General features: G+C 71.3%; 24 protein-coding genes. 8 read left to right on the top strand and 16 right to left on the bottom strand.

All coding sequences use genetic code 11. The features are described 5' to 3' along the window. Nucleotide 1: 1 nt before the first annotated feature. The 5 genes from ABD978_RS13210 to ABD978_RS13190 are packed head-to-tail and all read right to left on the bottom strand — an operon-like array spanning nucleotide 2 to nucleotide 4979. Complete coding sequence (locus ABD978_RS13210) at nucleotides 2–898, bottom strand: carbohydrate ABC transporter permease (RefSeq protein ID WP_345353486.1); 897 nt, start codon at nucleotides 896–898, stop codon at nucleotides 2–4. Then, nucleotides 895–1845, bottom strand: a complete 951-nt coding sequence (locus tag ABD978_RS13205) for a carbohydrate ABC transporter permease (RefSeq protein WP_345353484.1) — start codon at nucleotides 1843–1845, stop codon at nucleotides 895–897. The genes ABD978_RS13210 and ABD978_RS13205 overlap by 4 nt, the downstream gene beginning before the upstream one ends. Next, nucleotides 1821–3086, bottom strand: a complete 1266-nt coding sequence (locus tag ABD978_RS13200; protein ID WP_345353482.1) for an ABC transporter substrate-binding protein — start codon at nucleotides 3084–3086, stop codon at nucleotides 1821–1823. Before ABD978_RS13200 ends, ABD978_RS13205 begins: the two co-directional genes overlap by 25 nt. Before the next feature lie 40 nt (nucleotides 3087–3126). Then, entirely contained in the window at nucleotides 3127–4053 is a 927-nt protein-coding gene (murQ, locus tag ABD978_RS13195) for an N-acetylmuramic acid 6-phosphate etherase (RefSeq protein ID WP_345353480.1), read from the bottom strand. Then, on the bottom strand, nucleotides 4050–4979 hold the full coding sequence (locus ABD978_RS13190) for a MurR/RpiR family transcriptional regulator (RefSeq protein WP_345353478.1): 930 nt from the start codon (nucleotides 4977–4979) through the stop codon (nucleotides 4050–4052). The genes murQ and ABD978_RS13190 overlap by 4 nt, the downstream gene beginning before the upstream one ends. Before the next feature lie 42 nt (nucleotides 4980–5021). Here ABD978_RS13190 and ABD978_RS13185 point away from each other — a divergent pair, with 42 nt between their 5' ends. After that, complete coding sequence (locus ABD978_RS13185; protein WP_345353475.1) at nucleotides 5022–6080, top strand: N-acetylglucosamine kinase; 1059 nt, start codon at nucleotides 5022–5024, stop codon at nucleotides 6078–6080. Between the two features lie 173 nt (nucleotides 6081–6253). On the opposite strand, the gene ABD978_RS13180 is transcribed toward ABD978_RS13185, so the two are convergent. The 3 genes from ABD978_RS13180 to ABD978_RS13170 form a co-directional block, all read right to left on the bottom strand. Continuing rightward, nucleotides 6254–8086, bottom strand: coding sequence for a glycoside hydrolase family 3 protein (locus ABD978_RS13180; RefSeq protein WP_345353473.1), 1833 nt, complete (start codon nucleotides 8084–8086; stop codon nucleotides 6254–6256). Between the two features lie 121 nt (nucleotides 8087–8207). After that, the gene (locus ABD978_RS13175) at nucleotides 8208–9488 is read right to left on the bottom strand and encodes a glycoside hydrolase family 3 protein (RefSeq protein WP_345353471.1); all 1281 of its coding nucleotides are present in this window, start codon (nucleotides 9486–9488) and stop codon (nucleotides 8208–8210) included. 127 nt (nucleotides 9489–9615) lie between these two features. Next, nucleotides 9616–10098 (bottom strand): MarR family winged helix-turn-helix transcriptional regulator, encoded by a 483-nt coding sequence (locus ABD978_RS13170; protein ID WP_345353469.1) that lies wholly within the window; start codon nucleotides 10096–10098, stop codon nucleotides 9616–9618. Nucleotides 10099–10178: 80 nt separating this feature from the next. On the opposite strand from ABD978_RS13170, the gene ABD978_RS13165 reads away from it, so the two are divergent. Continuing rightward, on the top strand, nucleotides 10179–10865 hold the full coding sequence (locus ABD978_RS13165) for a DUF4386 domain-containing protein (RefSeq protein WP_345353467.1): 687 nt from the start codon (nucleotides 10179–10181) through the stop codon (nucleotides 10863–10865). Between the two features lie 35 nt (nucleotides 10866–10900). Then, nucleotides 10901–11665 carry an SDR family NAD(P)-dependent oxidoreductase gene (locus ABD978_RS13160; protein ID WP_345353464.1) on the top strand — a complete coding sequence of 255 codons (765 nt, stop codon included), beginning with the start codon at nucleotides 10901–10903 and terminating at the stop codon, nucleotides 11663–11665. Nucleotides 11666–11716: 51 nt separating this feature from the next. Here the strand turns inward: ABD978_RS13160 and ABD978_RS13155 are convergent, their stop codons facing one another. Beyond that, a complete protein-coding gene (locus ABD978_RS13155; RefSeq protein ID WP_345353462.1) occupies nucleotides 11717–12646 on the bottom strand; it encodes an SDR family oxidoreductase in 930 nt (309 codons plus the stop codon). A gap of 122 nt (nucleotides 12647–12768) precedes the next feature. Here ABD978_RS13155 and ABD978_RS13150 point away from each other — a divergent pair, with 122 nt between their 5' ends. Continuing rightward, nucleotides 12769–13329: a TetR/AcrR family transcriptional regulator gene (locus ABD978_RS13150; RefSeq protein ID WP_345353460.1), complete on the top strand. Its 561-nt coding sequence runs from the start codon at nucleotides 12769–12771 to the stop codon at nucleotides 13327–13329. Here ABD978_RS13150 and ptsP read toward each other — a convergent pair. The 3 genes from ptsP to ABD978_RS13135 are packed head-to-tail and all read right to left on the bottom strand — an operon-like array spanning nucleotide 13326 to nucleotide 16304. Continuing rightward, the gene (gene ptsP, locus ABD978_RS13145; protein WP_425550711.1) at nucleotides 13326–14939 is read right to left on the bottom strand and encodes a phosphoenolpyruvate--protein phosphotransferase; all 1614 of its coding nucleotides are present in this window, start codon (nucleotides 14937–14939) and stop codon (nucleotides 13326–13328) included. The two genes, ABD978_RS13150 and ptsP, sit on opposite strands and share 4 nt — an antisense overlap. Nucleotides 14940–14994: 55 nt before the next feature. Beyond that, entirely contained in the window at nucleotides 14995–15258 is a 264-nt protein-coding gene (locus ABD978_RS13140; RefSeq protein ID WP_345353456.1) for an HPr family phosphocarrier protein, read from the bottom strand. Between the two features lie 14 nt (nucleotides 15259–15272). Then, complete coding sequence (locus ABD978_RS13135) at nucleotides 15273–16304, bottom strand: SIS domain-containing protein (protein ID WP_345353698.1); 1032 nt, start codon at nucleotides 16302–16304, stop codon at nucleotides 15273–15275. A gap of 165 nt (nucleotides 16305–16469) precedes the next feature. On the opposite strand from ABD978_RS13135, the gene ABD978_RS13130 reads away from it, so the two are divergent. Together ABD978_RS13130 and ABD978_RS13125 are read left to right on the top strand one after the other, a co-directional pair. After that, a complete protein-coding gene (locus ABD978_RS13130; RefSeq protein WP_345353454.1) occupies nucleotides 16470–17225 on the top strand; it encodes a GntR family transcriptional regulator in 756 nt (251 codons plus the stop codon). Nucleotides 17226–17431: 206 nt separating this feature from the next. Further along, nucleotides 17432–17914 carry an Rv3235 family protein gene (locus ABD978_RS13125; RefSeq protein ID WP_345353452.1) on the top strand — a complete coding sequence of 161 codons (483 nt, stop codon included), beginning with the start codon at nucleotides 17432–17434 and terminating at the stop codon, nucleotides 17912–17914. 59 nt (nucleotides 17915–17973) lie between these two features. Here ABD978_RS13125 and ABD978_RS13120 read toward each other — a convergent pair whose 3' ends face one another. The 3 genes from ABD978_RS13120 to secA all read right to left on the bottom strand — a co-directional run bounded on the left by ABD978_RS13120 (nucleotide 17974) and on the right by secA (nucleotide 22538). Beyond that, nucleotides 17974–18966, bottom strand: coding sequence for a CU044_5270 family protein (locus ABD978_RS13120; protein WP_345353450.1), 993 nt, complete (start codon nucleotides 18964–18966; stop codon nucleotides 17974–17976). Next, nucleotides 18963–19562: an RNA polymerase sigma factor gene (locus ABD978_RS13115; RefSeq protein ID WP_345353448.1), complete on the bottom strand. Its 600-nt coding sequence runs from the start codon at nucleotides 19560–19562 to the stop codon at nucleotides 18963–18965. The genes ABD978_RS13120 and ABD978_RS13115 overlap by 4 nt, the downstream gene beginning before the upstream one ends. Nucleotides 19563–19733: 171 nt before the next feature. Next, nucleotides 19734–22538, bottom strand: coding sequence for a preprotein translocase subunit SecA (gene secA / locus ABD978_RS13110; RefSeq protein WP_345353446.1), 2805 nt, complete (start codon nucleotides 22536–22538; stop codon nucleotides 19734–19736). Nucleotides 22539–22783: 245 nt separating this feature from the next. On the opposite strand from secA, the gene ABD978_RS13105 reads away from it, so the two are divergent. Continuing rightward, the gene (locus ABD978_RS13105; protein WP_345353444.1) at nucleotides 22784–23092 is read left to right on the top strand and encodes an HGxxPAAW family protein; all 309 of its coding nucleotides are present in this window, start codon (nucleotides 22784–22786) and stop codon (nucleotides 23090–23092) included. Nucleotides 23093–23299: 207 nt separating this feature from the next. Next, the gene (locus ABD978_RS13100) at nucleotides 23300–24565 is read left to right on the top strand and encodes a winged helix-turn-helix domain-containing protein (protein ID WP_345353442.1); all 1266 of its coding nucleotides are present in this window, start codon (nucleotides 23300–23302) and stop codon (nucleotides 24563–24565) included. A 22-nt stretch (nucleotides 24566–24587) separates the two neighbouring features. Here ABD978_RS13100 and ABD978_RS13095 read toward each other — a convergent pair whose 3' ends face one another. After that, entirely contained in the window at nucleotides 24588–25289 is a 702-nt protein-coding gene (locus tag ABD978_RS13095; RefSeq protein ID WP_345353440.1) for a response regulator, read from the bottom strand. Nucleotides 25290–25375: the final 86 nt, after the last annotated feature.

Here is a 25375-nt window from a genome sequence, read left to right as displayed (position 1 = left end):
GTTATTTGGACATTCCGGCGGTCAGGCCGGCGACGATCTGTTTGGTGGCCACGAGGAAGAGGACGACTAGCGGGATCGTCGTGATGACCAGGCCGGCGGACAACTGCGCGTGGGCGGCCTCGAACTCGCCGAAGAAGCGCGTCAGGCCGGTCGGCAGGGTCCACTGGTCGTCCTTCAACAGCACCAGCGGGAAGAAGAAGTCGTTCCAGAGTGGGATGAACTGGAACAACGCCACGGTGGTCAGCGCCGGGCGGACCATGGGGACCATGATCCGGGCGAAGATCCGCAGCTCGCCGGCGCCGTCGATGCGGGCCGCCTCCTCCAGCTCCATCGGCAACTGCCGGAAGAACGCCGTCAGCACGAAGACCGAGAACGGCACGCCGCTCCCCGCGTACACGCAGATCAGCCAGAACCGGGCGTCGACCCCGGGCAGCGATTGCGTGAGCGAGTTCACCAGGTAGAACACCGGGACGGCGCCGAGCCGGATCGGCAGCATGAGACCGGCCAGAAAGTAGGACGACAGCGCCCCCCGGCCGCGGAAGCGGTAGCGCCCCAGCGGGTAGGCGGCGAGCACCGAGACCCCCGTGCCGAGTACCACCGCGCTCACCGTGATCACGACGGAGTTGACGAAGTAGGTGCTGAAGTTGCCCGCCGACCAGGCGTGCGAGTAGTTCTCGAACACCGGGTGCAGGGGCAGGCCGAGCGGCTGGTTCGCCAGGTCCTTCTCGGTGCGCAGCGAGTTGAACGCCATGATGATGAGCGGGGCCAGCGCCGCCAGGGCGTACACCCAGAGCAGGATGGCCGAGGCCGCTCCGCCGACCTGGACCCGCCGCCGGGGCGGACGCGGGCGCGCGGCGACGGTGGACCGCTCGTTGACCGTGAGAGTGCCGCTGGTCATGTGAGGCGTTCCTCCATCCGGCGGAAGACCTTGTTGGCCGCCAGCGACACCCCGAAGATCAGGACGAACATGCACACGGCGAGCGCGCACGACTGGCCGATGGCGTTCGGATCCGGGTTCTCGAAGGCCGTCCGGTAGAACAGCAGCCCGAGCGTGTCGGTGGCGAACCCGGGATTGCCCTGGGAACCCTGCAACGCGAAGATCAGGTCGAGCACGTTGAACGTGCCGATGAAGGTCAGCACGGTGACGATGCCCAGCACCGGCGTGAGCAGCGGCAGCGTGATCCGCCGGAACACCTGCCACGACGACGCGCCGTCGACGCGGGCGGCCTGCTCGTACTCGTCGGGGATCCCCGCCAGGGCGGCGCCGAACAGCAGCATCGGGAAGCCGACCCACTGCCAGGCGTTCACGACGATCGCCACGGGCAGCGCCAGGTGCGGGTCACCGCGCCAGGGCTGCGCCAGCGAGCCGAGGCCGACGCCGCGCAGCGCGGCGTTCACCGCGCCGAACTGCGGGTTGAGCATGATCGACCAGAGGTAGCCGACCACGACGGGGCTGACCAGGTGCGGCAGCGTGTACGCGGTCTGCAGGAACCGCTTGCCGCGCCGGGACTTGTGCAGCAGCACGGCGAACGCCAGGCCGAGGGTGGTCTGGATCAGCATCGTGCCGATGAAGAACAGGCAGTTGTGGCCGAGGGCGCGCCACACCTGCTCGCTCAGCGGGTACTTGGTGAACAGCTGGTGGAAGTTGGACAGGCCGGTGAAGCCGTCCTGCTTGTTCCCCGACCAGGAGTACACGCTGTACTGCGCGGCGGAGACCAGCGGATAGATGATGAACACCGTGTACAGCGCCAGAGCGGGCAGCAGGAAGGCCAGCAGGACCCGGCGGCGGGGTCGCCCGCCGCCGGTGCCGACCGGACGCCTCAGCCTCCGCTGGGCTTGAACCACGCCGAGATGCCCTTCTGGACGAGCTTGCCCGCGTCCGCGGCCGAGGTGCCGCCCAGCATCTTCTGCAGGGCCTGCCCCTCCTGGTCACGGCCGAGCGGGTTCCCGTAGCCGAAGTCGACGACCATGATGTACGTCGCCCCGTGCTGCTGGTAGCCCTGGTAGGCCTGGGTGAGCAGCGGGTCGCCGGGGGTCGTGCCGGGCACGGCCGAGATCTGCTTCAGCGAGTTGGCGTACAGCTGCCCGAACTCCGGCGTCGCCATCCACTTGACCAGTTCGAGCGCCTCGGCCTTGTGCTCCGAGTGCGCGTTCACGCCGAACGACCCGTCGACGTAGCCGGAGGTCAGCGGCTGGTTCACCTTGGCGCCCGGCGCGGGCGGGGCGTCGAAGAAGCCGATCTGCAGGTCCGGCGTCGTCTTGGTGAACGGCCCGATCTCGTACGAGCCGCCCGGGTACATCGCGGCCTTGCCGCTGGTGAACAGCGTCTGCGCGTCGGGGTAGTCGACGGCGGCGACCTGGTTCGGGAAGTACGGCTTCAGATCCGCGACGGTCTGCAGCGAGGCCGTGTAGTCCGGGTCGGTGAAGTCCTTCTTGCCGGTGAGGACGGCCTGCTCGAAGTCGTTGCCGCCCTCCCGCGTCGCGCCGAAGATCTGGTGGTCGATGGCGAGCACCCACGGCTGCAGGCCGCTCGTGGCCATCGGGGTGATGCCGGCCTTCTTGAGCTTGTCGCAGGCGGCGGTGAAGTCGGCCCACGTCGTCGGCGGCTGGATGCCCTGGTCGGCGAAGATCTTCTTGTTGTAGAGGATCCCGAGCGTCTGCAGGGCGTACGGGACGCCGTACAGCTTGCCGTCTTCCTTGCCCTTGGCCGCCTGCAGCACCTTGTCCTGCCAGCCGCTGACGTTCACCTGGCCGTCGAGCGGCACCAGGTTGCCCGCCTTGATGTAGGACTGCAGCGGCCCGTACGGCTTGAGCTGGACGACGTCCGGCCCGCCCGTCGCCTTCTTCAAGTCGTTCGGCAGCACCGTCAGGTAGTCGGTGCTCTTGATCGGCTTGTAGTCGAGGATGACCTTCGGGTGCTTCTTCTCGTACGCGTCGAAGATCTTCTGGTATCCCGCGGTGTCCTCGGGACGCCAGGTCTCGACCGTGAGATGGATCTTGCCGCCGCCACTATTCGTGCTCGGTGCGCACGCCGGGAGGGCGAGGGCTGCGCCCAACGCCGCGACGAGCGCGCAGTATTTCCGCATGAGGAGGTGGACCCCTTTCTTCGCTGCCCCCGACGTCTTCCTACTGGCCCTCGGGCCGGACCCTGCGCATCGCTTCCCGCACCGAGCCTCCGGTCTCCTCCAGCGCTCCGGCGGCGCGGTCGGAAGGCACGTCGCACAACAGGGACAGCAACGCGACGCGCGTGTCGCCGCCGGCTCCCGCCAGCGCCGCCGCGCATGTCTCGGCGTCCAGACCGGTCGCCTCGACCAGGATCTTGATCACGCGACCGCGCAGCTTCGAGTTGAGCGCGTTGACGCTGACCATGAGGTTGGAGTAGGTGCGGCCGAGCCGCACCATGACAGCGGTGGACATGGCGTTCAGCACCAGCTTGGTGGCGGTGCCCGCCTTCATCCGGGTCGAGCCGGTGACGGCCTCGGGCCCGGTCTCCACGGCGATGTTGACGTCGACCTCCGCGCCGAACGCCGCTCGCGGGTTCGAGCTGATCAACGCGGTGTGCGCGCCCTGCTTGGCCGCGGCGCGCAGCGCGCCGACGACATACGGCGTGCGGCCGCTCGCGGTGATGCCGACGGCCAGCTCGCCGAGGCGGACGTCCGCGGCGTCGCGGCCCCCGAGGTCCTCGTCGTCCTCGACTCCCTCGACCGCCTGGGACAGCGCGCCGAGCCCGCCCGCGTGGTGGGCGACGAAGAGGTCCGGACTGACGCCGAACGTCGGCGGGAGCTCGGCGGCGTCCAGCACCGCGAGCCGCCCGGAGGTGCCGGCGCCGAAGTAGTGCACCCGCCCGCCGCCGCGCAGCGCGTCGACGGCGAGGTCGGCGGCCTTGGCGATCTGCGGCAGCATCTTCGCCACCGCGCCGGGGACCTGCTCGTCCTCGGCGTTGATCAAACGAAGCACGTCCAGGGTGGGCAGCAGGTCGATGTCGACGGTGCGCGGATTGCGACCCTCGGTGGGGACCCCCTGCAGAACCCCGACGGAGAGGCGATCGGTCACCTGCGTCTCCGATCTGATCCGACACGGCGGACCCGGACCGCTTCGCGGGTCGCCTCCAGGGCCTGACGGGTCGGTTCGTACGTGCGCTGCGCGACGCCGACGAAGATGCAGTCGACGACGGTCAGCTGGGCCAGCCGGCTCGCCGTGGCGCCCGACCGGAAGGTGGTCTCGCGGGCCGCCGTGGTCAGGACGTAGTCGGCGACCTCGGCGATCGGCGAGCGCGGGAAGTTGGTCAGCGCGACCGTGGTCGCACCGCGCCGCTTGGCGACATTGAGCGCGTCGATGGTGTCGACCGTGGTGCCGGTGTGGGAGATGCCGACCGCGACGTCCCCGGGCTCCAGCACGGCCGCGCTGGTGAGCATGATGTGCGCGTCGGACCAGCCGTAGGAGGTGCGCCCGATGCGGTGCAGCTTCTGCTGGAAGTCCAGGGCGACGAACGCGCTGGCGCCCACGCCGTAGATGTCGACCCGGCGCGCGTCGACGATGGCCGCGACGACCCGTTCGAGCGCTTCGATGTCGAGCTGGTTGGCGGTCTCCTCGACCGCCCGCGCGTCGGCGAAGGAGATCTTCTCCACGACCTGCTGGAGCGTGTCATCGGTGCTGATGTCGCTGCCGACGACCCGTCCACCGGTCACCCCCTGGGCGCGCCCGGCCTCGGTGGCCAGGGTCAGCCGCAGCTCCGGGTAGCCGGCGAAGCCGATCGCCCGGCAGAACCGGATGACCGTCGTCTCCGAGGTCCCGCACGCCTGGGCGAGCTCGGTGATGGTCGAGTTGGCCACCGCCTCGGGATCGTCGATCACGCGCTGGGCGACGCGCGCCTCGGCGGGGGGCAGCGAGGGCAACAGGGAACGGACGCGAACGACCGTGCTGAGCGACGCGCTCGCACTGTCGGCCGCGGACCCGGGGTCGGGCCCGACCTTGCTCATGCAGGAAATTTTCCGACGAAAACCGTTCCCTGTCAATATGCCATGTTCTACGGTCACAGTGTGTGTTCCAATTGGAGAGGCCCGTATGTCGTGGGAGTGGATGCCGGCGGCACCAACACTCGTGCCACGATCGTCACTCTCGACGGTGTTGTCGCTGGTCGTGGCCGTGGTCCTGGCGCCAATCCTAACTCCAGCGCCGATCCGGCCGACGCTCTGACCAGGGCCGTCGGTTCCGCTCTGGGGGACCTGGACCCGCTACGGGTGGTAGGCGGCGTTTTCGGGATCGCCGGGGCCGGCGCGGCCGGACGACCGAAAGCGGTCGCCGCCGCGAACGCCGCGTGGCGGGCGCTGGGCCTCCCCGGCGAGCCGGAGGTGGTCACCGACATCGCGGTGGCGTTCGCCGCCGGGAGCCCGGCGCACGCCGGGCTCGTGGTCTTCGCCGGCACCGGAGCGGGCGCCGCCGTGGTCGACGACGGCGAGGTGGTACGCCGCGCCGACGGCTACGGGTGGCTGGTCGGCGACGAGGGCTCAGGGGTGTGGATCGGCGTCGAGGCGGTCCGCGCGGCTCTGCGCGCCTACGACGGGCGCGGCGCGCCCACCACCCTGGCCGAGAGCGTGCCGAGGCTGCTGCTCGGCGAGGCCGCCGGCCCGCTCCTCGCCGACGTCGATCTGAAGGCCCTGACCCTCGGCTCCGGCGACACCGGCGCGGCCGCGATGTCTTCTGGTGCCGCGCTGCCCCAGGCGGTGCTGAAGGAGGTGTACGGCGGGCCGCCCGCCGGGCTCGGCCGTGCGGCTCCCCTGGTGACCGCCGCGGCCACCGCGGGCGACGAGGTGGCGCTGCGGATCGTCACGGAGGCCGCACGGTGGCTGCTCGCCGACGTCGACGCCGTGCGCCCGACGCTGGAGGAGATCATCGGCACCGCTCGGTGCGGGGATTCCGGTCCGGGCGTCGTCGTGGCCGGTTCGCTGCTCGAGGAGGGGCCGGTCGCCGAGGCCGTACGCGCCGGGCTGTGCGAGCGGTTCGGCGTCGAGGCGTCCGTGGCCGACGACGGCACCCTCGGCGCCACCCGCCTGGCCCTCCGCCGCGCGGGCCGCGACTGAGTCCCGACGCGATCGCCTTTACGCGGCGGCGGGTTCGGGCGAGGATTCTCTGAGAGCGTGGGACGGCGACCGGCGGGGTCTCGCCGTCCCACGCTCCGTACGGGGGTCGGCCGGTCCAGGTGCCGCCTCATCGATCCGGACATCGATGAGGCGGGCACACCGGCCGGGTTCTCTTACTTCTTGTGGAAGGTCAGCCCGGTTCCGAAGGGGTACAGGGTCTTGGTCGGGTCGCCCGCGACGGGGACCATGACGGGCAGCTTCCCCTGGGGGCTGATCTCACCGAACAGCACCTTGGTCAGCGACTCGAGCGTCGCCGGCGTGTAGCCGTAGGTGGCCAGGTAGTTCTTCGCCTCGGGGAAGTAGCCGATGTCGTACGCGTCGCGCACCGCCGCCACGATGACCGGCTTGCCGGTGGCCACGAGGGCCTTGACGAGGTTGGCCTGACCCGGACCGTTGTGACCCGACTCGGTCGAGACGTCCCAGGCGCGGTTGGTGGTGACGACGACGAGATCGTTGTCCTTCGCCTTGGCCACGGCCTGGTCGATCGTCGCCTGCGACGGGCTCGTGCCGGTCTGGTAGACGGTCGTGGCCGGGCCCCGCTTGTGGATGTCGTCGGCGAGCGTCTGGGTCGTCGCGACGCCGTAGCCGGTCACGAGGACCTTGCGGCCGTCCTTCTTCAGCGGCAGCGCGTCGTTCTTGACCAGCGTGATGGTGCGGTCGGTGACCCGCTGCTCGGTGGCGAGGTGCGCCGGCGTGCCGACCTTCTGGGCGACCTTGCTCTCGTCGACGTACGGGTTCGTGAACAGGCGGTGCTTCTTCTTGACCTCGAGAAGCCGGTAGACCGACTCGTCGATCCGGGACTCGGTCAGCTCGCCGCCCTTCACCGCGTTGATCACGGAGTTGAGCTGCAGGTCGAACAGGCCGTTGCCCTTCGCGTCCGTCGGCGGCTTCTCCAGCTCGTCCGCGCCCGCCTTGATGGCGAGGACCGGCACGCGGTCGTCGCCGTACTTGTCGCGGACGCCCTGCATGCCGAGGGCGTCGGTGGCGATGACGCCCTTGAAGTGCAGCTCGTTCCGCAGGATGCCGGTGAGGATCGGCTTGGACAGCGTCGCCGGGTCGCCGGACGGGTCCAGCGCCGGGACGACGATGTGCGCCGTCATGATCGAGTCGATGCCGTGCGCGATGGCCGCCTTGAAGGGCGGCATGTCGAGCTTCTCCCACTGCTCGCGGGTGTGGTTGATGACCGGCACGCCGGTGTGGCTGTCGGTGGCGGCGTCACCGTGGCCCGGGAAGTGCTTGGCCGTCGGGATGACGCCCGCGGCCTGGTAGCCGTCGACCTCGGCCGCCACGAACTTCGAGACCAGCTGCGGGTCGGAGCCGAAGGACCGTACGCCGATCACGGGGTTGGCCGGGTTGGTGTTGACGTCGGCGTCGGGGGCGTAGTCGGTGTTGATGCCGATCGCCCGCAGCTCCTGCCCGGTGATCTTCGAGGTCTCGTACGCGTCCTTGGGCCGGCGTCCGGCCCCGAGGGCCTGGCTGCCGGGGAACTGGGTGAACGGCGCCGGGACCCGGGTCACCACGCTGCCCTGCTCCTGGTCCGTGACGATCGTCATCGGAATCGGCACCCGCTGGCGCATCGCCGCCTGCTGGATCCCGTTGGACAGGTGCGCGACCTGCTGCGGGCTCGCGAGGTTGGGCGGATCCACGGAGTAGTAGATGATCCCGCCCGGGTGGTACTTGTCGATGAGCTGCGCGGCGTTGTTCACCCCGTACAGCTTCTGGTTGGCCGCGACGGCGGCCGGGTCCGTGGTGTCGGCGCTGGTGCCGTACACCTGCAGGACGAACAGCTGGGCGACCTTCTCCTCCAGCGTCATCTTGTGGAGGATCCGCAGGACGCTCTGGTCCTTGCCGGGCGAGGACGCGGCCTGGGCGGTTCCCGCACCCAGACCCGCGATCGCCACCATTGACGCCGTACTGATCGCGGCGAGCCGTCGGCGACGGGACATCCAGACTCCTTCCGTCCGCCCCCGAATACGAATCTGTAAGAAAATGACCAGTCGAAACCGGCAGAGCGAAACTTAGTCACGCGAATGGACGCGCGTCAACGGTCGGCTGCCGATCCGCTGGTCAGCGGCCCGCGCGGATGTGCGCCGCGACCTTCCGCGCGGCCGCCCGGTGCTCCGCCGAACCCACGATGTCGGCGGCGCGGGACGCGTCGACGTACGGTGAGCGGAGGATCCCCCGGTCCTGCTTCATCCGCAGGATGCGGGTGACCGCCTGGTCGAGGCGGCTCTGCGGGATCCGGCCCGACCGCACCGCCGTGAGCACGGCGCGGTAGGCACCGTCCAGCCGCGGCGGCATCAGGAGCATGTCCGCGCCGGCCTGAACGGCCCGCACCGCCGCCTCCGGCGCGCCGTACTTCATCGTCGCGCCCGCCATGCTCAGCGAGTCGGTCACCACGACCCCGTCGTAACCGAGCTTGTCGCGGAGCAGGCCCGTCAGCACCGTCTTGGACATGGTCGCCGGGTCGCCGGACTTGTCCAGGCCGGGGACGACGATGTGCGCGGTCATGATCATGTCGATGTGGTGGGCGATGGCGGTCTGGAACGGCGGCGCGTCGAGGCGCTCCCACGTCGCCATGGAGTGCTTGATCACCGGCAGGCCGGTGTGACTGTCGGTCGCGGTGTCGCCGTGCCCGGGGAAGTGCTTGACCGTCGCCACGATCCCGGTCGCCCGGTAGGCGTCGACCGCGACGCCGACGAGATGGGCGACCTCCTTGGGATCGGCGCCGAACGACCGTACGCCGATCACCGGGTTGCGGGGGTTGACGTTGACGTCGGCGACCGGCGCGAAGTCCTGGTTGATGCCGACCGCGCGCAGCTCCTCGCCGGTGACCCGTGCCGCCGTGCGCACGTCGTCATCGGGGTTCTTGGTCGACGCGAGCGCCTTGTTGGTGGGGAACCGGGTGATGTACGGCAGGCGGGAGACGATGCCCTGCTCCTCGTCGGTGCCGATGAGCAGCGGAACGCCGCCGTCCTTCGCCGCCGCACGCTGCAGGCCGTTGGACAGCGTCGCCGTCTGCCGCGCCGTGCGCAGGTTGTTCGGGAAGTAGATGACGCCGCCGGGGTGGTACTTCGCGACCATCGCGGCGCCGGTGGCGGCGGTGGTGCCCTGGACGGTCGGGATGAACAGCTGGCCGACCTTGTCCGCCGTGCTCATCCGCCGGACCAGCGCCGCGACCGGGTCGGGGGTGGGAGTGGGGCTGGGGATGGTGCGGGCGGCCGCCGAACCGCGCCGCGTCGGCCCGTCGTCGGAGCGGGCCGACGATCCGCCGCACGCCGCCGCGGCGGCCACCGCCGTGATCGCGGCCACTGCGGACAGGAGCCGCAGGCCACCGGTCCGTCTCACTCGCCGCCCTCCCCGAGCCGTCATCGCACCCGCACGACGCTAGCCCCCGGACCGGCACGCGGCAAACGCCCCGGTCGGGCGCTCCCCGCGCACCCGGAGGGCGCGCCGTCCGGGCCCGGCGACCACGTCAGGACGAGCGGTAGCCGGGGTGCACTCCCGGCGTGAGTCCCTGCTGTTCGGCGACGCGCCGGAGCAGCACGGTCAGCTGCCGGTGCTCGTCGGAGGAGAGCGCCGCGCAGACGTCGCGCTCGTGCGCGGCGCCCACCTCGCGCAGCTCGGCCAGCAGCTCGACGCCCCGTTCGGTCAGGTAGAGCGCGTGCGACCGCCGGTCGTCGGGGTTCTTGCGCCGCTCGATCAGGCCGCGTCCCTCCAGCTCGTCGGCGAACGGCACGAAGCGGCTCGGCGGCATCCCGAGGTCCTCGGCGAGCCGGCGCTGGCTGCGGCCGGGCGTCGCGGCCAGCATCCGGAGGAGCCCCGCCTGCGGGGGTGTCAGGTCCAGCGAGGCGATCCGCTCGGCGAACGCCCGCGCGGCGTGCGCCCCGAGCTGAGCCAGCAGGAAGGCGGCGCCCCCCTGGTTCCTGGAGCGGTCGGTCTGCTGGTTCGTGCTCATGGCGACACTGTATACGTTTGACAATCGTTCTGATCTGTAATCATTATCTGACGTACACGATTTCTGACCGAGGAGAAGAGATGTCGACCGTCTCCGCCGCCCCTGGCGTGAAGGCCCCGGGCCGCCGCCCGCAGTCCGGGCCCCCCCTGCTCGCCCCCGTGCTCGCGTTCGCCGGGCTGACCATCGCCTACGTCGTCGCCAACCGGGCCACACCGCACCCGGACGCCTCCGGCCTCGCGGTCCTGGAGTACGCCCGGTCGCACGGCACCACGATCAAGGTCGGGGCCTTCCTGCTGGTCGCCTCGGCGGTGCCCCTCGCCCTCACCGCGGCGGTGCTCTACCGGCGGCTGCGGGCGCTGGGCATCACCGCGCCGGGCTCGGCGATCACCCTGGTCGGCGGCGTGTCCGCCGCCGGCGCGCTCAGCCTGAGCGGGATGTTCACCTGGACCGGCGGCCGCGTCGAGACCGACCCCGCGCTCGCCCGTGCCCTCGCCGACCTGGGGTTCGTGGCCGGCGGTCCGGCCTTCGTGGCGATGTTCGCCCTGCTCGCCGCCGGGATCTCGGTGACGGGCCTGCTCGCGGGCCTGCTGCCGCGCGCGGTGACCTGGACGGGGCTCGTCCTGGCCGCCGTCGGGATGGTCGCCCTGCTGACCCTCCTGGCCTCCCCCTTCGGCTTCCTGCTGCCGGTGGTCCGCTTCGGCGGCACCGTGTGGCTCGTGGCCGTTGCCGCCCTGCTGCCGCGGACGCGGCCCTCCCGCCATCAGTGAGAACCCGGACCGGACCGAACACCGAGGAGACCTCCATGACCAGCACCTACTCCGACCTCGCCGGCAAGGTCGTCGTCGTCACCGGTGGATCGCGCGGCATCGGCGCGCGGACCGCCCGGGCGTTCGCCGCCCAGGGCGCCAAGGTCTGCGCCGTCGGCCGCGACACTGACGCCCTCGCTCGGGTGGTCGCCGGGATCGCCCAGGACGGCGGCGTCGCGATCGACGTGGCCGCCGACGTGACCGACTCCGCCGCGCTCGACGCCGTGCGCGACCAGGTGGAGGCGCGGCTCGGCCCGGCCGACGTCCTGGCCGCCTTCGCCGGCGGGCAGGGCTTCCCGGTCCCCTCCCCGGAACTGACCGAGGAGCGCTGGCGCGAGGTGCTCGACTCCGACCTCACCTCGGTGTTCCTGACCATCAAGGCGTTCCTGCCGGGCATGCTCGAACGTGGCCGCGGCTCGATCCTGACGATGTCCTCCGCCGCCGGCCGCCAGCCTAGCCAGGCCAACCTCGCGTACGGCGTGGCCAACGCCGGTTTGGTCATGCTCACGCGCCACCTCGCCACCGAGGTCGGGCCGCGCGGGGTCCGCGTCAACTGCATCGCGCCCTCGGCCATCGCCACGGAGAAGGTCGAGGCCCGCATGCCCGCCGGGGTCCGGGCGAAGGTCGCGGCGGGGCACCCGCTCGGCCGCATCGGCACCAGTGACGACGTCGCCCGGACCGCCCTGTTCCTGGCCTCCGAGGACGCGTCGTGGCTGACCGGGATCACCGTCGACGTCGCGGGCGGCCGGGTCACCGGCTGACGACGCCCGGGGTGAGCGCGCCGGCCGGTGACCGGTAGAAGGACCGGATCGTCAGGCGGACGGGCTCTGGAAGTAGTGGCCCTTGTCGAGGTCGTCGAGGAGTCCGGGCTGGGTCGGCTGCCATCCCAGCAGCTCGCGGGTCAGCGCGCTCGAGGCCGGAGCGTCGGCCCCGATGAAGCCCGCCAGCCAGCCGAAGTGCTCCCCCGCGTCCTCGGGAGAGACGGAGACCACGGGGAGATCGAGGTGGCGGCCGATCACCTCGGCGACCTCGCGGATCGGCACCCCCTCGTCGGTCACCGCGTGCAGCGCCGATCCCGCCGGGGCGTTCTCCAGCGCCAGGCGGAACAGGTGGGCGGCGTCGAGCCGGTGCGTCGCGGGCCAGCGGTTGGAACCGTCGCCGATGTAGCCGGCGACGCCCTTGTCGCGGGCGACGCCGATCAGGGCCGCCATGAACCCGTGATCTCCGTCGCCGTACACCGTCGGGGGGAGGCGCAGCACCGAGGAACGGACGCCGCGGGAGGCGAGGGAGAGCGTCAGGAGCGCGGTCTCGTACCGGGCCCGCGGACCGGCCGGCACGGATTCCGGAGCCGGCTCACGCCCGTCCTCTTCCGTCACGACCTGTCCCGGCTGGAGCCCGAGCAGCCCGGAGGCGAGGACGAACGGCCGATCGGAACCCGCGAGCGCCTCGCCGAACGCCTCGACGGCGCGGCGGTCCGCGTCGGCGGCGTCCTCGAAGCCCCCCGAGAACGCGATGTCGTGCTTGAAAGCGAGGTGGATCACGCCGTCCGACGCGGCCGCCGCGTCCCGCAGGACGTCCAGATCGTCGAGAGTGCCGCGGAGCGCCTCCGCTCCGGCCGCGGTGAGCGCGGCGGCCGACGTGTCCGAGCGCGCGAGCCCGATGACCTGGTGGCCGGCGCCGATGAGCTCCGGAACGACGGCGGAGCCGATCCAGCCGGACGCTCCGGTGACGAATACGCGCATGAGAAGACCTCCGAATGGTCGGCCGGCCTCGGCACAGACGTGTCCGAAGACCGACCGATGTCAGTGACTGTCGTCAGCATAGCAAGCGATGTCAGCGGCTGTCATCGCGCTACGATCAGCACATGGGTCGATGGGAGCCGAACGCTCGTGGCCGGCTCGCGCAGGCGGCCTTCGAGCTCTATGGCGAACGCGGGTACGAACAGACCACGGTGGCGGAGATCGCCAAGCGGGCGGGGCTGACGGAGCGCACCTTCTTCCGGCACTTCGCCGACAAGCGGGAGGTCCTGTTCGCGGGCTCGGAGATCCTGCAGGAGTCCCTCGTGCGCGCCGTCGTCGACGCGCACGAGTCCGCGGCGCCGATCGACGCGGTGACCGCGGCCCTGGAGACCGTCGGCTCCGTACTCATGGACCGCGAGTTCTCCCGGCGGCGCCAGAAGGTCATCGACTCGACCGCGGAGCTGCGCGAGCGCGAGCTGATCAAGCTCGCGGCACTCGCCTCCGCCGTCGCCGACGCACTGCGCCGGCGCGGCGTTCCGGACCTGGCCGCCAGCCTGACCGCGGAGGCGGGAGTCGCCGTCTTCAAGGTCGCGTTCGAGCGGTGGATCGCCGGAACCGACGAGAAGGACCTGTCGGAGCTCATCCGAGAGGCGATCGACGAGCTGAAGGCCGTGACCGCCGGCTAAAGGCCGAGAGGCTCCAGGCCCGGGAGTTCCGCCCGGGCGGCCGTACGGGCGCCGTCGGCGTCGGTGGCGCGGCGGGCGGCCTCGGCGGCCCGGCGGCACTGGTCCAGGGTGTGCGCGGCCACCGCGGCGCGTACCAGGGGCAGCGACCGGGCGCTCATGGAGAGCGAGGTCACGCCGAGACCGGTGAGCACGCAGGCGAGCGCCGGGTCGCCGGCCGCCTCGCCGCAGACGCCGCAGTCCTTGCCCGCGGCGGTGGCGGCCCCGGCGGCCAGCGCGACGAGGTCGAGCAGCGCCGGCTGCCAGGGGTCCTGGAAGCGGGCGAGCCCGCCGATCTGCCGGTCGGCGGCGAAGGTGTACTGGGCGAGGTCGTTGGTGCCGAGGCTGAAGAAGTCCGCCTCGGCGGCCAGGTCGGCGGCCCGCAGCGCCGCCGCCGGAATCTCGATCATGATGCCGGCGCGGGTCAGCCCGGCCGCGCGGCAGGCCGCGACGAACGACCGGGTCTCCGCGGCGTCGGCGACCATCGGCGCCATCACGTGCAGTTCGACGTCCAGTCCGTCGGCGGCGCGGGCGAGGGCGCGCAACTGCCCTGTCAGCACGCCGGGATGGCTGTCGAACAGGCGCAGGCCGCGTTCGCCGAGCGCCGGGTTCGGCTCGTCGTCCGGGGGCGGCAGGAAGGCCAGCGGCTTGTCGGCGCCCGCGTCCAGCGTCCGGACGACGACGCTCGGGAACGCCTCCAGCACGGCGCGGTAGGCCGACTCCTGCTCCTCCTCCGAAGGGGCGGTCGTACGGCCGAGGAAGAGGAACTCGGTGCGGAACAGCCCGACGCCCTCCGCGCCGCAGGCCAGGGCCGCCTCGACGTCCTTCGGGCCGCCGATGTTGGCCAGCAGCGGCATCCGGTGCCCGTCGGCGGTGGCGCCCGGCCCGGTCGTGACGTCGAGCGCGGCCGCCCGCGCCCCGGCCGCCGCGTGCGCGTCCGCGATCACCTGCTCGGTGGGGTCGGGGCGCACCTCGCCGGAGGCGCCGTCGACCAGCACGATCGTGCCGTCGCGCAGGTCCATGCAGTCGCCGCAGGCGACGACCGCGGGCACGCCCATCGCGCGGGCGAGGATGGCGGTGTGGCTGGTCGGACCGCCGTCCCGGGTGACGAAGGCGAGGACCTTCGCCGGGTCCAGCAGGGCGGTGTCGGCCGGGGCCAGATCCCGTGCGACCAGCACGAACGGCTCGTCGGAGTCGGGGACGCCCGGCGCCCCCACGCCCAGGAGGACGGCGACGGCACGGTCCCGGACGTCGTCGAGGTCGGCGACCCGGGCGGCCATGTACTCCCCCGCGCGGGACAGCGCCGCGCGGAAGACGCCGAACGCCTCGTACACCGCGCGCGGCGCCGACAGACCGTCGTCGATCCGGTCGGTCACGAGGCCGGCCAGCCCGGGGTCCCGGGCCATCATCGCCTGGGCGGCCAGGACGTCCTGTGCCTCGCCGCCCGCCTGCGCGCCGCGCTCCTCCAGGTCCGCGCCGACGGCGTCCAGCGCGGCCAGCGCACGCGCGCGTTCGGCGTGGGCGTCACCCGCGTGCCGTTGGTCGGCGGGTGGTTCGGGCACCGCCCCGGACATGGGCCGCACCGGCCCGGCCGCGACTCCGGGGCTGACCCCGGTGCCCCGCAGGACCTCAGGCACTCGGCTCGGTGACCAGTCCCGCCAGCTCCTCCAGCACGGCGTCGGCACCGTCGCCCTCCGCCCTGATCACGATCTCCTCGCCCTGCTGGGCGTCGAGGGCGAGAACGGACAGAATGCTCTTGGCGTTGACCGGGTCCTTGCCCGGCTTGGCCACGGTGACGTCCAAAGGCGTCCTCGTGGCCGCCTGAACGAAGAGCGCGGCCGGGCGGGCGTGCAGCCCTACCTTCGTTTCCACCCTGACACGGCGCTCGGCCATGTGGTCCTCCTGCGTCATTGATCTGTCTGGGTCACCTTGTCGAGACCGCGTGGGACGTCGGGGTCGATGCCGAGCCCACGGGCCAGCGCCTCGGTCAGCAGCTGGCCTGGCACGATCAAGGCGAGCGGCGATACCCACTCTGGCAGATCCGGACCAGGTAGTGCACACGAGGTCACTTCGGACAGTGCCCGGCCGCCGCCGATACCGTACGCCGGGGCACCCGCCGCCACCACCCGCTCGGCCAGTGCCACCGTGCCGGACAGCGTGGGCCCCGAGTCGGCGGCGACGAGGACCGCGGGCGTCTCCTCGTCGACGACGGCGATCGGGCCGTGCAGCAGATCAGCGTAGGACAGGCCCATGGCGTGCAGGTAACACGCTTCTTTCAGCTTGAGGGCCAGTTCGAGGGCGGTGCCGTACGCGATGCCGCGCCCGGACACCACCACGCCCTTCACACCCGCGAGGCCGTCGACGATCGGCTCCAGCGCGCCGGACTCCTCGGTCGCCGTGACCAGGCGCTCGACCTCGTCCGGTGCGCGGCGCAGGTCCGCGACGTCCACGTCGGCGCCCAGGGCGATGCCGAGCACGGCCAGCGCCGCGAGCTGTGTGGTGTAGGTCTTGGTCGCCGGGACGGCCACCTCCGCGCCCGCCTTCGTCACGAGGGCGATCTGGGCGGCCTCCGCGAGCGGCGACCCCTCGCCGTTGGTGACGGCGATCGTACGGGCGCCGCAGTCCGCGGCCCAGTCCAGCGACTCGACGATCTCCTCGGTCTTGCCCGACTGGCTGATGGCGACCGCGAGAACGCCGGACAGGTCGATCCGCTTCTTGTAGGTCGTGGCCACCGACGGCGAAGCGAGCGTCGCGAGCCGTCCGGCGTGCGTCTGGACCAGGTAGCTGCCGTAGACGGCGGCGTTGTCGGACGAGCCGCGCGCGATGAACAGCACTTGGCGGGTCTCCTGCGCCAGCAGCCCGATCTCCGGCATTCGGGGGAGCAGAGCGTCGAGGGTGGCCCGCAGGGCGGCGGGCTGCTCGCCGATCTCCGCCCGCATGCGCGATGTGCTCACCAGAACCATCCCATCCTTCGCCTGTGATCTTCTCGTTACGTCTTCGTGTTGCTGACCTGCATTGACAGTCAGTTCTGACGTGTGGTCTAGTCCGGACTAGACCAGTCTGAACCATACTTCAACCCCCGACTTCGCCACCAGAGGTACCCAATGGGGAAGATCGACCCCACCAGCCCCGTGCCCAAGTACTTCCAGCTGCGCGGCATCCTCCTCGACCTGATCGACGACGCAGAGCTGCCCGTGGACGCGCCGATCCCGTCGGAGCGCGAGCTGTGCCAGCGGTTCGGGCTGTCCCGGATGACCGTCCGCCAGGCGGTCGACCACCTGGTCACCGAGGGCCGGCTGTACCGGGTCCCCGGCAAGGGCACGTTCGTCGCGCGGCCGAAGATCGAGATGCCGCTGCGCCTGGTGTCGTTCACCGAGGACATGCGGGCGCGCGGCCTCGAACCCGGCGCCCGGGACCTCGACCACCGCACGACGCAGGCGAACGCGAACCTCGCGCGGGTCTTCGGCATCCCGCTGGGCACCGGGGTGCACGTCATCGAGCGGCTGCGCACCGCCGACGGCGAGCCCATGGCGGTCGAACGCTCCCAGATCCCGGCGACCGTCGCCCCGGGCCTGCTCGACATCCCGCTCGGCGACGTCTCGCTGTACGACGTGCTGGAGAAGCGCTTCGGCGTCATGTTCGACGCCGGCGAGCAGACCATCGAGGCGGGGCTGGCCGACACGGCGGACGCCCGGCTCCTCGACCTGCCCCGCGGCAGCGCCGTCCTGCTGCTCCAGCGCCGGTCGTTCATGAACGGCAAGTGCGTCGAGCTCGCCGTCTCCACCTACCGCGCCGACCGCTACCAGTTGCGCGGCGCCCTGGAGATCCCCCGCCGCAACCGCCCTGCCCCGCGCCAGTAGACCGCCGGAGCGCACCCCGCGACCGCCCGGCCCCGCGCCGGCAGACCGCCGGAGCGTACGCCCGGCCCCTCGCCGGCGAACGCCGAGACGCGCGCCCGCGAGCACGGGGACGCCTGGCCGGATGCGGCCAGGATGTATCAACGCGCCTTCTCGGGCCTCTTTGTGGCTGCCGCCCTCCCCGCGGCAGACACCAAGGGAGGCCCGTCATGCGCCGAAACCCATCCGCCCGCCGACCCGCCCCGATCCGGCTGATCCCGTACGGCTCGGGCCGGTCCCCCGAGATCACCGTCCACGGTTCACTGGCCGTCGCCCTGGACTCCGGCCCGCCACCGCGCACCCGCCCGCCGCTCGGCGTCGTACGCCCCGGCGCGCCGGACGTCACCGCGGACGCGCGGCTCATCGCCCGGCTCGTCCTGGAGGTGCTGGCCGGCGTGCGCCCGTACCACCACCTCGCCGGCCGTACGACGCCGGAGCTGTTCGAGCACCTGGACGGATTCGCCGCCCGAATGCCGACACGGGTGTTCCCCCGGCTCGGCACGGTCCGGGTCTGCGCGCCCGCGCCCGGCGTGGCGGAGGTCACCGCGATCGCGGCCTTCGGGTCGCGGGTCCACGCCCTGGCGCTGCGTCTGGAGCACGGCCGGGGCCGGTGGCGCTGCGCGGTCATCGAGACGACCGTGCCCGCGAGCTGAGGAGGACCGTGACGGGCGTGGCGGTCCCCCTGGACTAGGCCGGGGGGACCGCCACGCTCTCAACGTTGTCCGGGCTTGTCGGTCACCTTGACGGTCACCAGCGCGCTCTGGGACAGCACCTGCCCGACCCGCTGGACCAGCTTCGGAGTTCCGTCCGTGGTCATGTCCTGGACGGCGACGAGGCGCGACCCCCTGTAGCGGAAGGTCGTGGGGTCGAACAGGATCTCTCTCCGGTCCTCACCCGGGGAGTCGCGGTAGACCCCGACGGTGCGGCGCCCGGCGGCGTCCGTCACCTGCTCCAGGTGCACGCCCGGGAAGCCCTTGAGCATGCGGAAGAGCGCGGCGTTCACCTTGGGCGGGATGAAGGGATCATTCATGAAGATCAGTTGAATGGACTCGAAGACGGGCCCGTTCTTGTCCCCGTTGCCCACGGTGCTGACGAACAACTTGCTCTTGCTGTCCTTGCGCACTCTGGCGAGCAGAGCGGCCGGGTCGGTGGGCAGTCCGTTGACGTACTTCACCAACTGCGGCAGCTTCAGACCCTCCGTCGCCCTGGCCGCCTCCGCGTCATAGGTCACGTGCAACCGTCCGGTGCGCCGATCGATGCTCGCCGTCCGGGTCGCGCCGTACTGGTCCCAGCGCTCCACCACCGGGGCGGCCTGCACGTGCCCCGGCGCCGGGACGCTGTTCGTGTAGAGCGTGCGGGTGTAGATCCACTGGTCCGGCCGGGGCAGCGTCTGCGTCTGGTGTTCGACGGTCGCGGCGGCCAGCTCGAGTGATGGCAGCGCCGTCGTGACGCCGGGCCGTGGTGCCTTCGGCGGCGTCGTGCCGCCGGTCTGCGCCACGACGATCGCCGTGGCGACGCCCGCGGCCACGATGCCCGTGGCGGCCAACGGCCGGCCGAGGCGGCGACGGACCTTTCGGCTGCGAGCCTCCGGATTCGCCTCCATCTGGGCATGTAGGCGCGCCCAGGCGCGTGCCCTGGCTCCCGTGTCCTGCGCCGGAACTGCCGGGCGGACCCGGCCGACCAGGTCGATCTCGTTGTCGATCACGCGAACTCCTCCTGAAGACGAGAGGGGTCGGTTCCGCCGAACGCCCGGCGGAGCTTCCCGCGAACCCGGTGGAGCCGGGACCTGACCGTGCCGAGCGGCAGTTCCAGCGCCTGCGCCGCCTCGTCGTACGTCAGGTCGGCCCAGGCGATGAGCAGCAGCAGGTCGCGTTCCGCCGCCGACAGGCGCGTCAGCGCGGAGGCGATCCGGGGACCGAGCCGTTGCGCCGTCACTCGCGCGTCGCTGCTCTCGTCGAACGGCAGGGTCATCCACTCGGCGTCCGCCCGCGCCAGCGCGCGCTGCCGGCGGCGCTCGACCCGGCGGTGCTCGCCGATCAGGTTCGTCGCGATGCCGAACAGCCACGGCCGGGCGTCGGGTCGGGTCAGGTCGTAGCGGGCGCGGGCGCGGAAGGCGACGACGAAGGTCTCGGCGCTGACGTCCTCGGCGACCTCGGGGCCGAGCCTGCGGACCACGTACCGATGGATGGCGTCCCAGTGCCGGTCGAAGATCAGGGAGAACCTCTCCGGCTCGGTGGCGGACTCCGCGATCGCCTCGCTGTCGGTCGCCTCCCTTGTGTCAGGGGGCGGCGTCTTCTCCACCGAAGTCTCCTTTCGATGCCGTGCGTCGTGCATCGGTCATCCGGTACTTGGTGGTGGGGCGCCGCGTTGTTCCGACTTCTTTCGGAAGGCACCGCCTCCGGGAGGCACCGCCCGGAAAGACCGAACGGCCCCGGGCGAGAGGTCGCCCGGGGCCGTTTCAGCCGTCTTCGGTCAGTCGCTGTGCTTCGGGTCGCCGTGGCAGCGCTTGTACTTCTTGCCCGAGCCGCAGGGGCACGGGTCGTTGCGCGACACGTTGGCGAACGCGTCGTCGGTCTTCTCGGTGTGGGTCTCCACGCCGCCCTCGCCGTCGACGGTCGGCGCCGTGTAGTTGAGCGTCTGCGGCCGGGCCGACTCCTCCAGGCCCTTGGCGACGATCTCCGGCGTCTCCTCGCCGGTCACGGACAGCTCGACCGGGGCCTCGCCGACGCCGGCCACTCCCGCGGCGCGCTCCTCCTCGGCGACCTCGACCTCGAGGTTGAAGAGGTAGCCGACCGACTCCTCCTTGATGCCCTCGAGCATCGCGGTGAACATGTCGTAGCCCTCGCGCTGGTACTCCACCAGCGGGTCGCGCTGCGCCATCGCCCGCAGGCCGATGCCCTCCTGGAGGTAGTCCATCTCGTAGAGGTGCTCGCGCCACTTGCGGTCGAGGACGGACAGGACGACGCGGCGCTCCAGCTCGCGGAGCACCTCCCCGCCGAGCTCCTCCTCGCGCCGTTCGTACGCGGCCTGGGCGTCCTCGCCGATCTTCTCGGTGAGCAGCTCGGCGGTCAGGCCGGCCTGGCCGCCCGCCTCCTCGACGAGGTCCTCGGAGCCGACCGAGATCGGGTAGAGCTGCTTGAACGCCTTCCACAGCTTGTCGAGGTCCCACTCCTCGGGGAAGCCCTCGGCGGTCGCCGCGGTGACGTATCCGGCCACGACCTCATCGATCATGCGCACGATCTGCTCGTGCAGGTCGGCGCCCTCGAGGACGCGACGGCGCTCGGCGTAGATCACCTTGCGCTGCCGGTTCAGCACCTCGTCGTACTTCAGGACGTTCTTGCGGATCTCGAAGTTCTGCTGCTCGACCTGGTGCTGGGCCGACCGGATGGCGTTCGACACGATCTTCGACTCGATCGGCACGTCGTCCGGGATGTTCAGACGGGTCATGATGGCCTCGACCCGGGCGGAGTTGAACAGCCGCATCAGGTCGTCCTCGAGCGACAGGTAGAAGCGGGACTCGCCCGGGTCGCCCTGCCGGCCGGACCGGCCGCGAAGCTGGTTGTCGATGCGCCGCGACTCGTGCCGCTCGGTCGCGAGGACGTAGAGGCCACCGGCCTCCTTGACCTCCTCGTGCTCCTCCTTGACCGCCTTCTTGGCCTTCTCGATCGCCTCCGGCCAGGCCTTCTCGTACTCCTCCGGAGTCTCGAGCGGGGACAGGCCGCGGGCGTGCAGCTCCTTGTCGGCGATGTGGTCGGGGTTGCCGCCGAGCGTGATGTCGGTGCCTCGACCGGCCATGTTCGTCGCGACCGTGACGGCGCCCTTGCGGCCCGCCTCGGCGACGATCATCGCCTCCTTCTCGTGGTACTTGGCGTTCAGCACCTCGTGCTTGATGCCGCGCCGCTTGAGCATCCGCGAGAGCTTCTCGGACTTGTCGACCGAGGTGGTGCCGACCAGGACCGGCTGGCCCTTCTCGTGCCGCTCCAGGATGTCCTCGACCACGGCCTCGAACTTGGCCTGCTCGGTCTTGTACACCACGTCGGACACGTCGCGGCGGACCATCGGCTTGTTCGTCGGGATCGGGATCACGCCGAGCTTGTAGATCTTGTTGAACTCGGCCGCCTCGGTCTGGGCGGTACCGGTCATGCCGCCGAGCTTGTCGTACAGCCGGAAGAAGTTCTGCAGGGTGATCGTGGCGAGCGTCTGGTTCTCGTCCTTGATCGCCACGCCCTCTTTGGCCTCGATGGCCTGGTGCATGCCCTCGTTGTAGCGCCGGCCGTGCAGGATGCGGCCGGTGAACTCGTCGACGATCAGGACCTCGCCGTTGTTGACGATGTAGTCCTTGTCCTTCTTGTACAGCTCCTTGGCCTTCAGCGCGTTGTTCAGGAAGCTGACCAGCGGCGTGTTGACCGAGTCGTACAGGTTGTCGATGCCGAGCCAGTCCTCGACCTTCTCGACACCGGACTCCAGGATGCCGACCGTGCGCTTCTTCTCGTCGACCTGGTAGTCGCCGTCCTCGCCCTCCGGGCCGTCGGTCGCGCGCTTGAGCCGCGGCACGATCTTGGCGAACTCGACGTACCACTTGGAGTTCTGCTCGGCCGGACCGGAGATGATCAGCGGGGTCCGCGCCTCGTCGATGAGGATCGAGTCGACCTCGTCCACGATCGCGAAGTTGTGCTCGCGCTGGACGCACTCGTCCAGGCTCCAGGCCATGTTGTCGCGCAGGTAGTCGAAGCCGAACTCGTTGTTCGTGCCGTACGTGATGTCGGCGGCGTACGCCTTGCGGCGCTCCTCCGGCGTCATGTCGGCCAGGATCACGCCGACCTCGAGGCCGAGGAACTGGTGCACGCGGCCCATCCACTCGGCGTCGCGCTTGGCCAGGTAGTCGTTGACCGTGACGACGTGGACGCCCTTGCCGGACAGCGCGTTGAGGTAGGCGGGCAGCACGCAGGTCAGGGTCTTGCCCTCACCGGTGCGCATCTCGGCGATGTTGCCCATGTGGAGGGCGGCACCGCCCATGATCTGCACGTCGAAGTGGCGCTGGCCCAGCGTGCGCTTGGCGGCCTCGCGGGCGGTCGCGAACGCCTCGGGAAGCAGATCGTCGAGCGTCTCGCCGTCGGCCAGGCGCTCCTTGTACGTCTCGGTGAGCGCGCGCAGCTCGGCGTCGCTCATGTCGACGAAGTCCTCCTCGATGGAGTTGACCTGGTCGGCGATCCGCTTGAGCTTGCGCAGAACTTTGCCTTCGCCAGCGCGAAGGATCTTGTCGATGACTACTGGCACTCTCGGAAGCTCCTCGAACCATTCGTGGAATCGCCGGGGGTCATGTCCGACGGCGCATACACGACCCGTACGGTGTCATCGTAGGCGAGTCCAACCGTACAGCGGGACCACCTCGATATCACGGGACTCGGCCGCAGGGGCCGTAAGCCCCGGGTTTATCGTTGACGCTGCGAGGAACCGCACCACAAAGCACAACGTAGGTCCGCGTTCGGGGACGGACGCAGATGCCCCTGGGAGGAAAACACATGGCCGGCAGTTCTCACGGAGGCCGCCTCAGCTCGTGGGTCGCGGTCGTCGTGATGTGGATCGGCTTCGGTGTCGGGGGCGTCGCGATGGTCAGCGGACCGTCGTGGTGGCTCTTCTGGACCGGTGTCGGCATCGTCGCGGTCGGCGGTGTCATCGGGCTGATCGTCCGCATCTTCGACGACGTCATCATCGACGCTCCGCGGATCATTTCGGAGGAGGCCCACCCGGCCGTGCTGCACGCCCGGGCCGCCGGAATCGAGGGTCCCGCGACCGCCACCGACCCGCAGACGACGCACCCCCACGGCTGAGCGACCGCCGCGGTCCCCGCGCGCGGAGCGAGCGGCCGTCCGCCGACCGCCGTTCCGGGCGTGGCGGCACCGCTTCCGGTCACAGTTCAGTCACATTCCGATCGATGGGCCCGCCCGAGCCGACCCCGGCCGAGCGGGCCCATCGGCAGTTCCGGATCGCTCAACCCGCATAACCGTTTTGTCGGTGTCGGCCCCTACGATCGGGCCATGCCGACGCACGAGCTGACCGCCGACGAGGCGCGCCGGATCCAGTTGTACGCCCAGGGCCTCATCGGGCGGGTCGCGCCCGCCCCGACCCAGGACCTGCGCGGCGACCCGGACGCGCGCCGGGCGCTCGGCGCGCTCCGCCATCTCGGCGCGGTCCAGCTCGACACGATCTCCGTGCTCGCCCGCTCGCACGAACTGGTCGCCTACGCCCGGCTCGGCGCGGTCGGGCGCGCGAGCGTCGAGCGGGCCTACTGGGGCGGGACCGCCGCCTTCGAGTACTGGTCGCACGCCGCCTGCGTGCTGCCGATCGAGGACTGGCCGCTGTACGCCTTCCGCCGCCGCGCCTACCGCCGGCGGGGCCGGCACTGGCACCGTACGCCGGAGGAGGTCTGCGCGGACGTCCTGGCCCGGCTCCGCGCCGAGGGTCCGCTCACCGTGACGGGCCTCGGCGGCGCGAAGAAGGGCGGTGAGTGGTTCGACCGCACCGACGAGAAGATCGCCGCCGAGTTCCTGCTGGCCACCGGGGACGTCGTCTGCACCCGACGGGTCGGCTGGCGGCGGGTGTACGACCTGCCGGAGCGGGCCGTCCCCGCCGAGCTGCGGGCCCGCGACCTCGACGACGCCGAGTGCGTCACGACGCTCGTCCGGCGCGCCGCCCGGGCGCTGGGCGTCGCGACCAGGGCGGACCTCGCCGACTACGTCCGCGTCCGGGGCGAGGACGTGGACGCGGTCGTCGAGGCCGCCGGGCTGGTCCCGGTGACGGTGGCCGGCTGGACCAACGGCAACGGCGCGGGCCGGAGCACCGCCTGGGCGCATCCGGAGGCCCTCGACGCACCGCCGCGCGGCCGGCACCACACCACCCTGCTGTCGCCCTTCGACTCGCTCGTCTGGGACCGCAAGCGCACCCAGCGGGTGTTCGGCTTCGACCATCGGCTGGAGGCGTACGTCCCCCGCGCCAAGCGCGTGCACGGCTATTTCACGATGCCGCTCCTGGCGGGCGGGCGGCTCATCGGCCGCGCCGACCCGGCACGCGAGGGGTCCACACTCGTCGTCCGCAAGGCGTCGCTCGAGCCGGGGGCGGTGAGCACGCCCACGCGCGCGGAGAGTGCGGTGGCCCGGCTGGCCGACGCGCTCGTGGCGGCCGCCGCCTGGGTCGGGTGCGACGCCGTACGCGTGGAACGGCTCGACCCGCCGGAGCTCGCCTCACTGCTGAGCGCCGCGTTGCAGGAGACGGGGCTCGGCCCGTCCCCCGCGGCGCGATCCTGAACCGGCCTGCCGCGGCTCGCGGTCAGCTGATCTCCAGCAGCTTCTCGCGCACCGCGTAGACCACCGCCTCCATCCGCGAGTGCAGTTGGAGCTTCTCGAGGATGTTGCGGATGTGGTTCTTCACGGTGTTCTCGGAGATGAACAGCTCCTTGGCGATCTCCCGGTTGCCCAGGCCCCGAGCGACGAGACGGAGCACTTCCATCTCCCGATCGGTGAGCTTGGGCGCCGGGACCTGCTGCTGCCGCTCCTCGCCGCGCTTGGCCAGCGCGGCGAACTCGGTGATCAGCTTGGACGCCATCGACGGGCTGATGAAGGACTGGCCGTCGTGGACCGCGCGGACCACGTCGGCGACCTCGTCGATCGAGACGTCCTTCAGCAGGTAACCGGTGGCACCGGCCTTGATCGCCTCGAAGAGGTCCTCCTCCTCATCGCTGATCGTCAGCATGACGATCTTGGCGCTCGGCACCTGGTCCTTGATGGCGGTGCACGCCTCGATGCCACCGCGGCGCGGCATCCGGATGTCCATGAGGACGACGTCCGGCAGCAGGTCGCCCACCTGCTCGACCGCCTCCTGGCCGTCGCCGCACTGTCCGACGACCTCGACGCCGTCCTCATCCTCGAGCACCATCTCCAGACCACGGCGGAACAGCGCGTGGTCGTCGACGATCAGGACGCGGATGGGATCACCGGCGACCGCGCCGCGAGTCTCGGGGGTCTCGCTCAACTTTCCCTCCAAACGGTGCGCCTGCCCATGATCAACATCTTGGGCGTGTCGCGGGGCTGAGAGCAAGCTCGGGGAGTCATGGGCGT

Source organism: Actinoallomurus liliacearum, from assembly GCF_039542035.1.
Classification (GTDB): Bacteria; Actinomycetota; Actinomycetes; order Streptosporangiales; family Streptosporangiaceae; genus Actinoallomurus; species Actinoallomurus liliacearum.
This window is presented reverse-complemented; position numbering and strand designations above follow the sequence as displayed.

Excerpts from the sequence above, each read along its gene's own strand:
- ABD978_RS13210 (WP_345353486.1), bottom strand. The coding sequence starts at position 898 with ATGACCAGCGGCACTCTCACGGTCAACGAGCGGTCCACCGTCGCCGCG.
- ABD978_RS13200 (WP_345353482.1), bottom strand. The coding sequence starts at position 3,086 with ATGCGGAAATACTGCGCGCTCGTCGCGGCGTTGGGCGCAGCCCTCGCC.
- ABD978_RS13190 (WP_345353478.1), bottom strand. The coding sequence starts at position 4,979 with ATGAGCAAGGTCGGGCCCGACCCCGGGTCCGCGGCCGACAGTGCGAGC.
- ABD978_RS13185 (WP_345353475.1), top strand. The coding sequence starts at position 5,022 with ATGTTCTACGGTCACAGTGTGTGTTCCAATTGGAGAGGCCCGTATGTC.
- ABD978_RS13180 (WP_345353473.1), bottom strand. The coding sequence starts at position 8,086 with ATGTCCCGTCGCCGACGGCTCGCCGCGATCAGTACGGCGTCAATGGTG.
- ABD978_RS13170 (WP_345353469.1), bottom strand. The coding sequence starts at position 10,098 with ATGAGCACGAACCAGCAGACCGACCGCTCCAGGAACCAGGGGGGCGCC.
- ABD978_RS13165 (WP_345353467.1), top strand. The coding sequence starts at position 10,179 with ATGTCGACCGTCTCCGCCGCCCCTGGCGTGAAGGCCCCGGGCCGCCGC.
- ABD978_RS13160 (WP_345353464.1), top strand. The coding sequence starts at position 10,901 with ATGACCAGCACCTACTCCGACCTCGCCGGCAAGGTCGTCGTCGTCACC.
- ABD978_RS13155 (WP_345353462.1), bottom strand. The coding sequence starts at position 12,646 with ATGCGCGTATTCGTCACCGGAGCGTCCGGCTGGATCGGCTCCGCCGTC.
- ABD978_RS13150 (WP_345353460.1), top strand. The coding sequence starts at position 12,769 with ATGGGTCGATGGGAGCCGAACGCTCGTGGCCGGCTCGCGCAGGCGGCC.
- ptsP (WP_425550711.1), bottom strand. The coding sequence starts at position 14,939 with ATGTCCGGGGCGGTGCCCGAACCACCCGCCGACCAACGGCACGCGGGT.
- ABD978_RS13140 (WP_345353456.1), bottom strand. The coding sequence starts at position 15,258 with ATGGCCGAGCGCCGTGTCAGGGTGGAAACGAAGGTAGGGCTGCACGCC.
- ABD978_RS13135 (WP_345353698.1), bottom strand. The coding sequence starts at position 16,304 with ATGCGGGCGGAGATCGGCGAGCAGCCCGCCGCCCTGCGGGCCACCCTC.
- ABD978_RS13130 (WP_345353454.1), top strand. The coding sequence starts at position 16,470 with ATGGGGAAGATCGACCCCACCAGCCCCGTGCCCAAGTACTTCCAGCTG.
- ABD978_RS13125 (WP_345353452.1), top strand. The coding sequence starts at position 17,432 with ATGCGCCGAAACCCATCCGCCCGCCGACCCGCCCCGATCCGGCTGATC.
- ABD978_RS13105 (WP_345353444.1), top strand. The coding sequence starts at position 22,784 with ATGGCCGGCAGTTCTCACGGAGGCCGCCTCAGCTCGTGGGTCGCGGTC.
- ABD978_RS13100 (WP_345353442.1), top strand. The coding sequence starts at position 23,300 with ATGCCGACGCACGAGCTGACCGCCGACGAGGCGCGCCGGATCCAGTTG.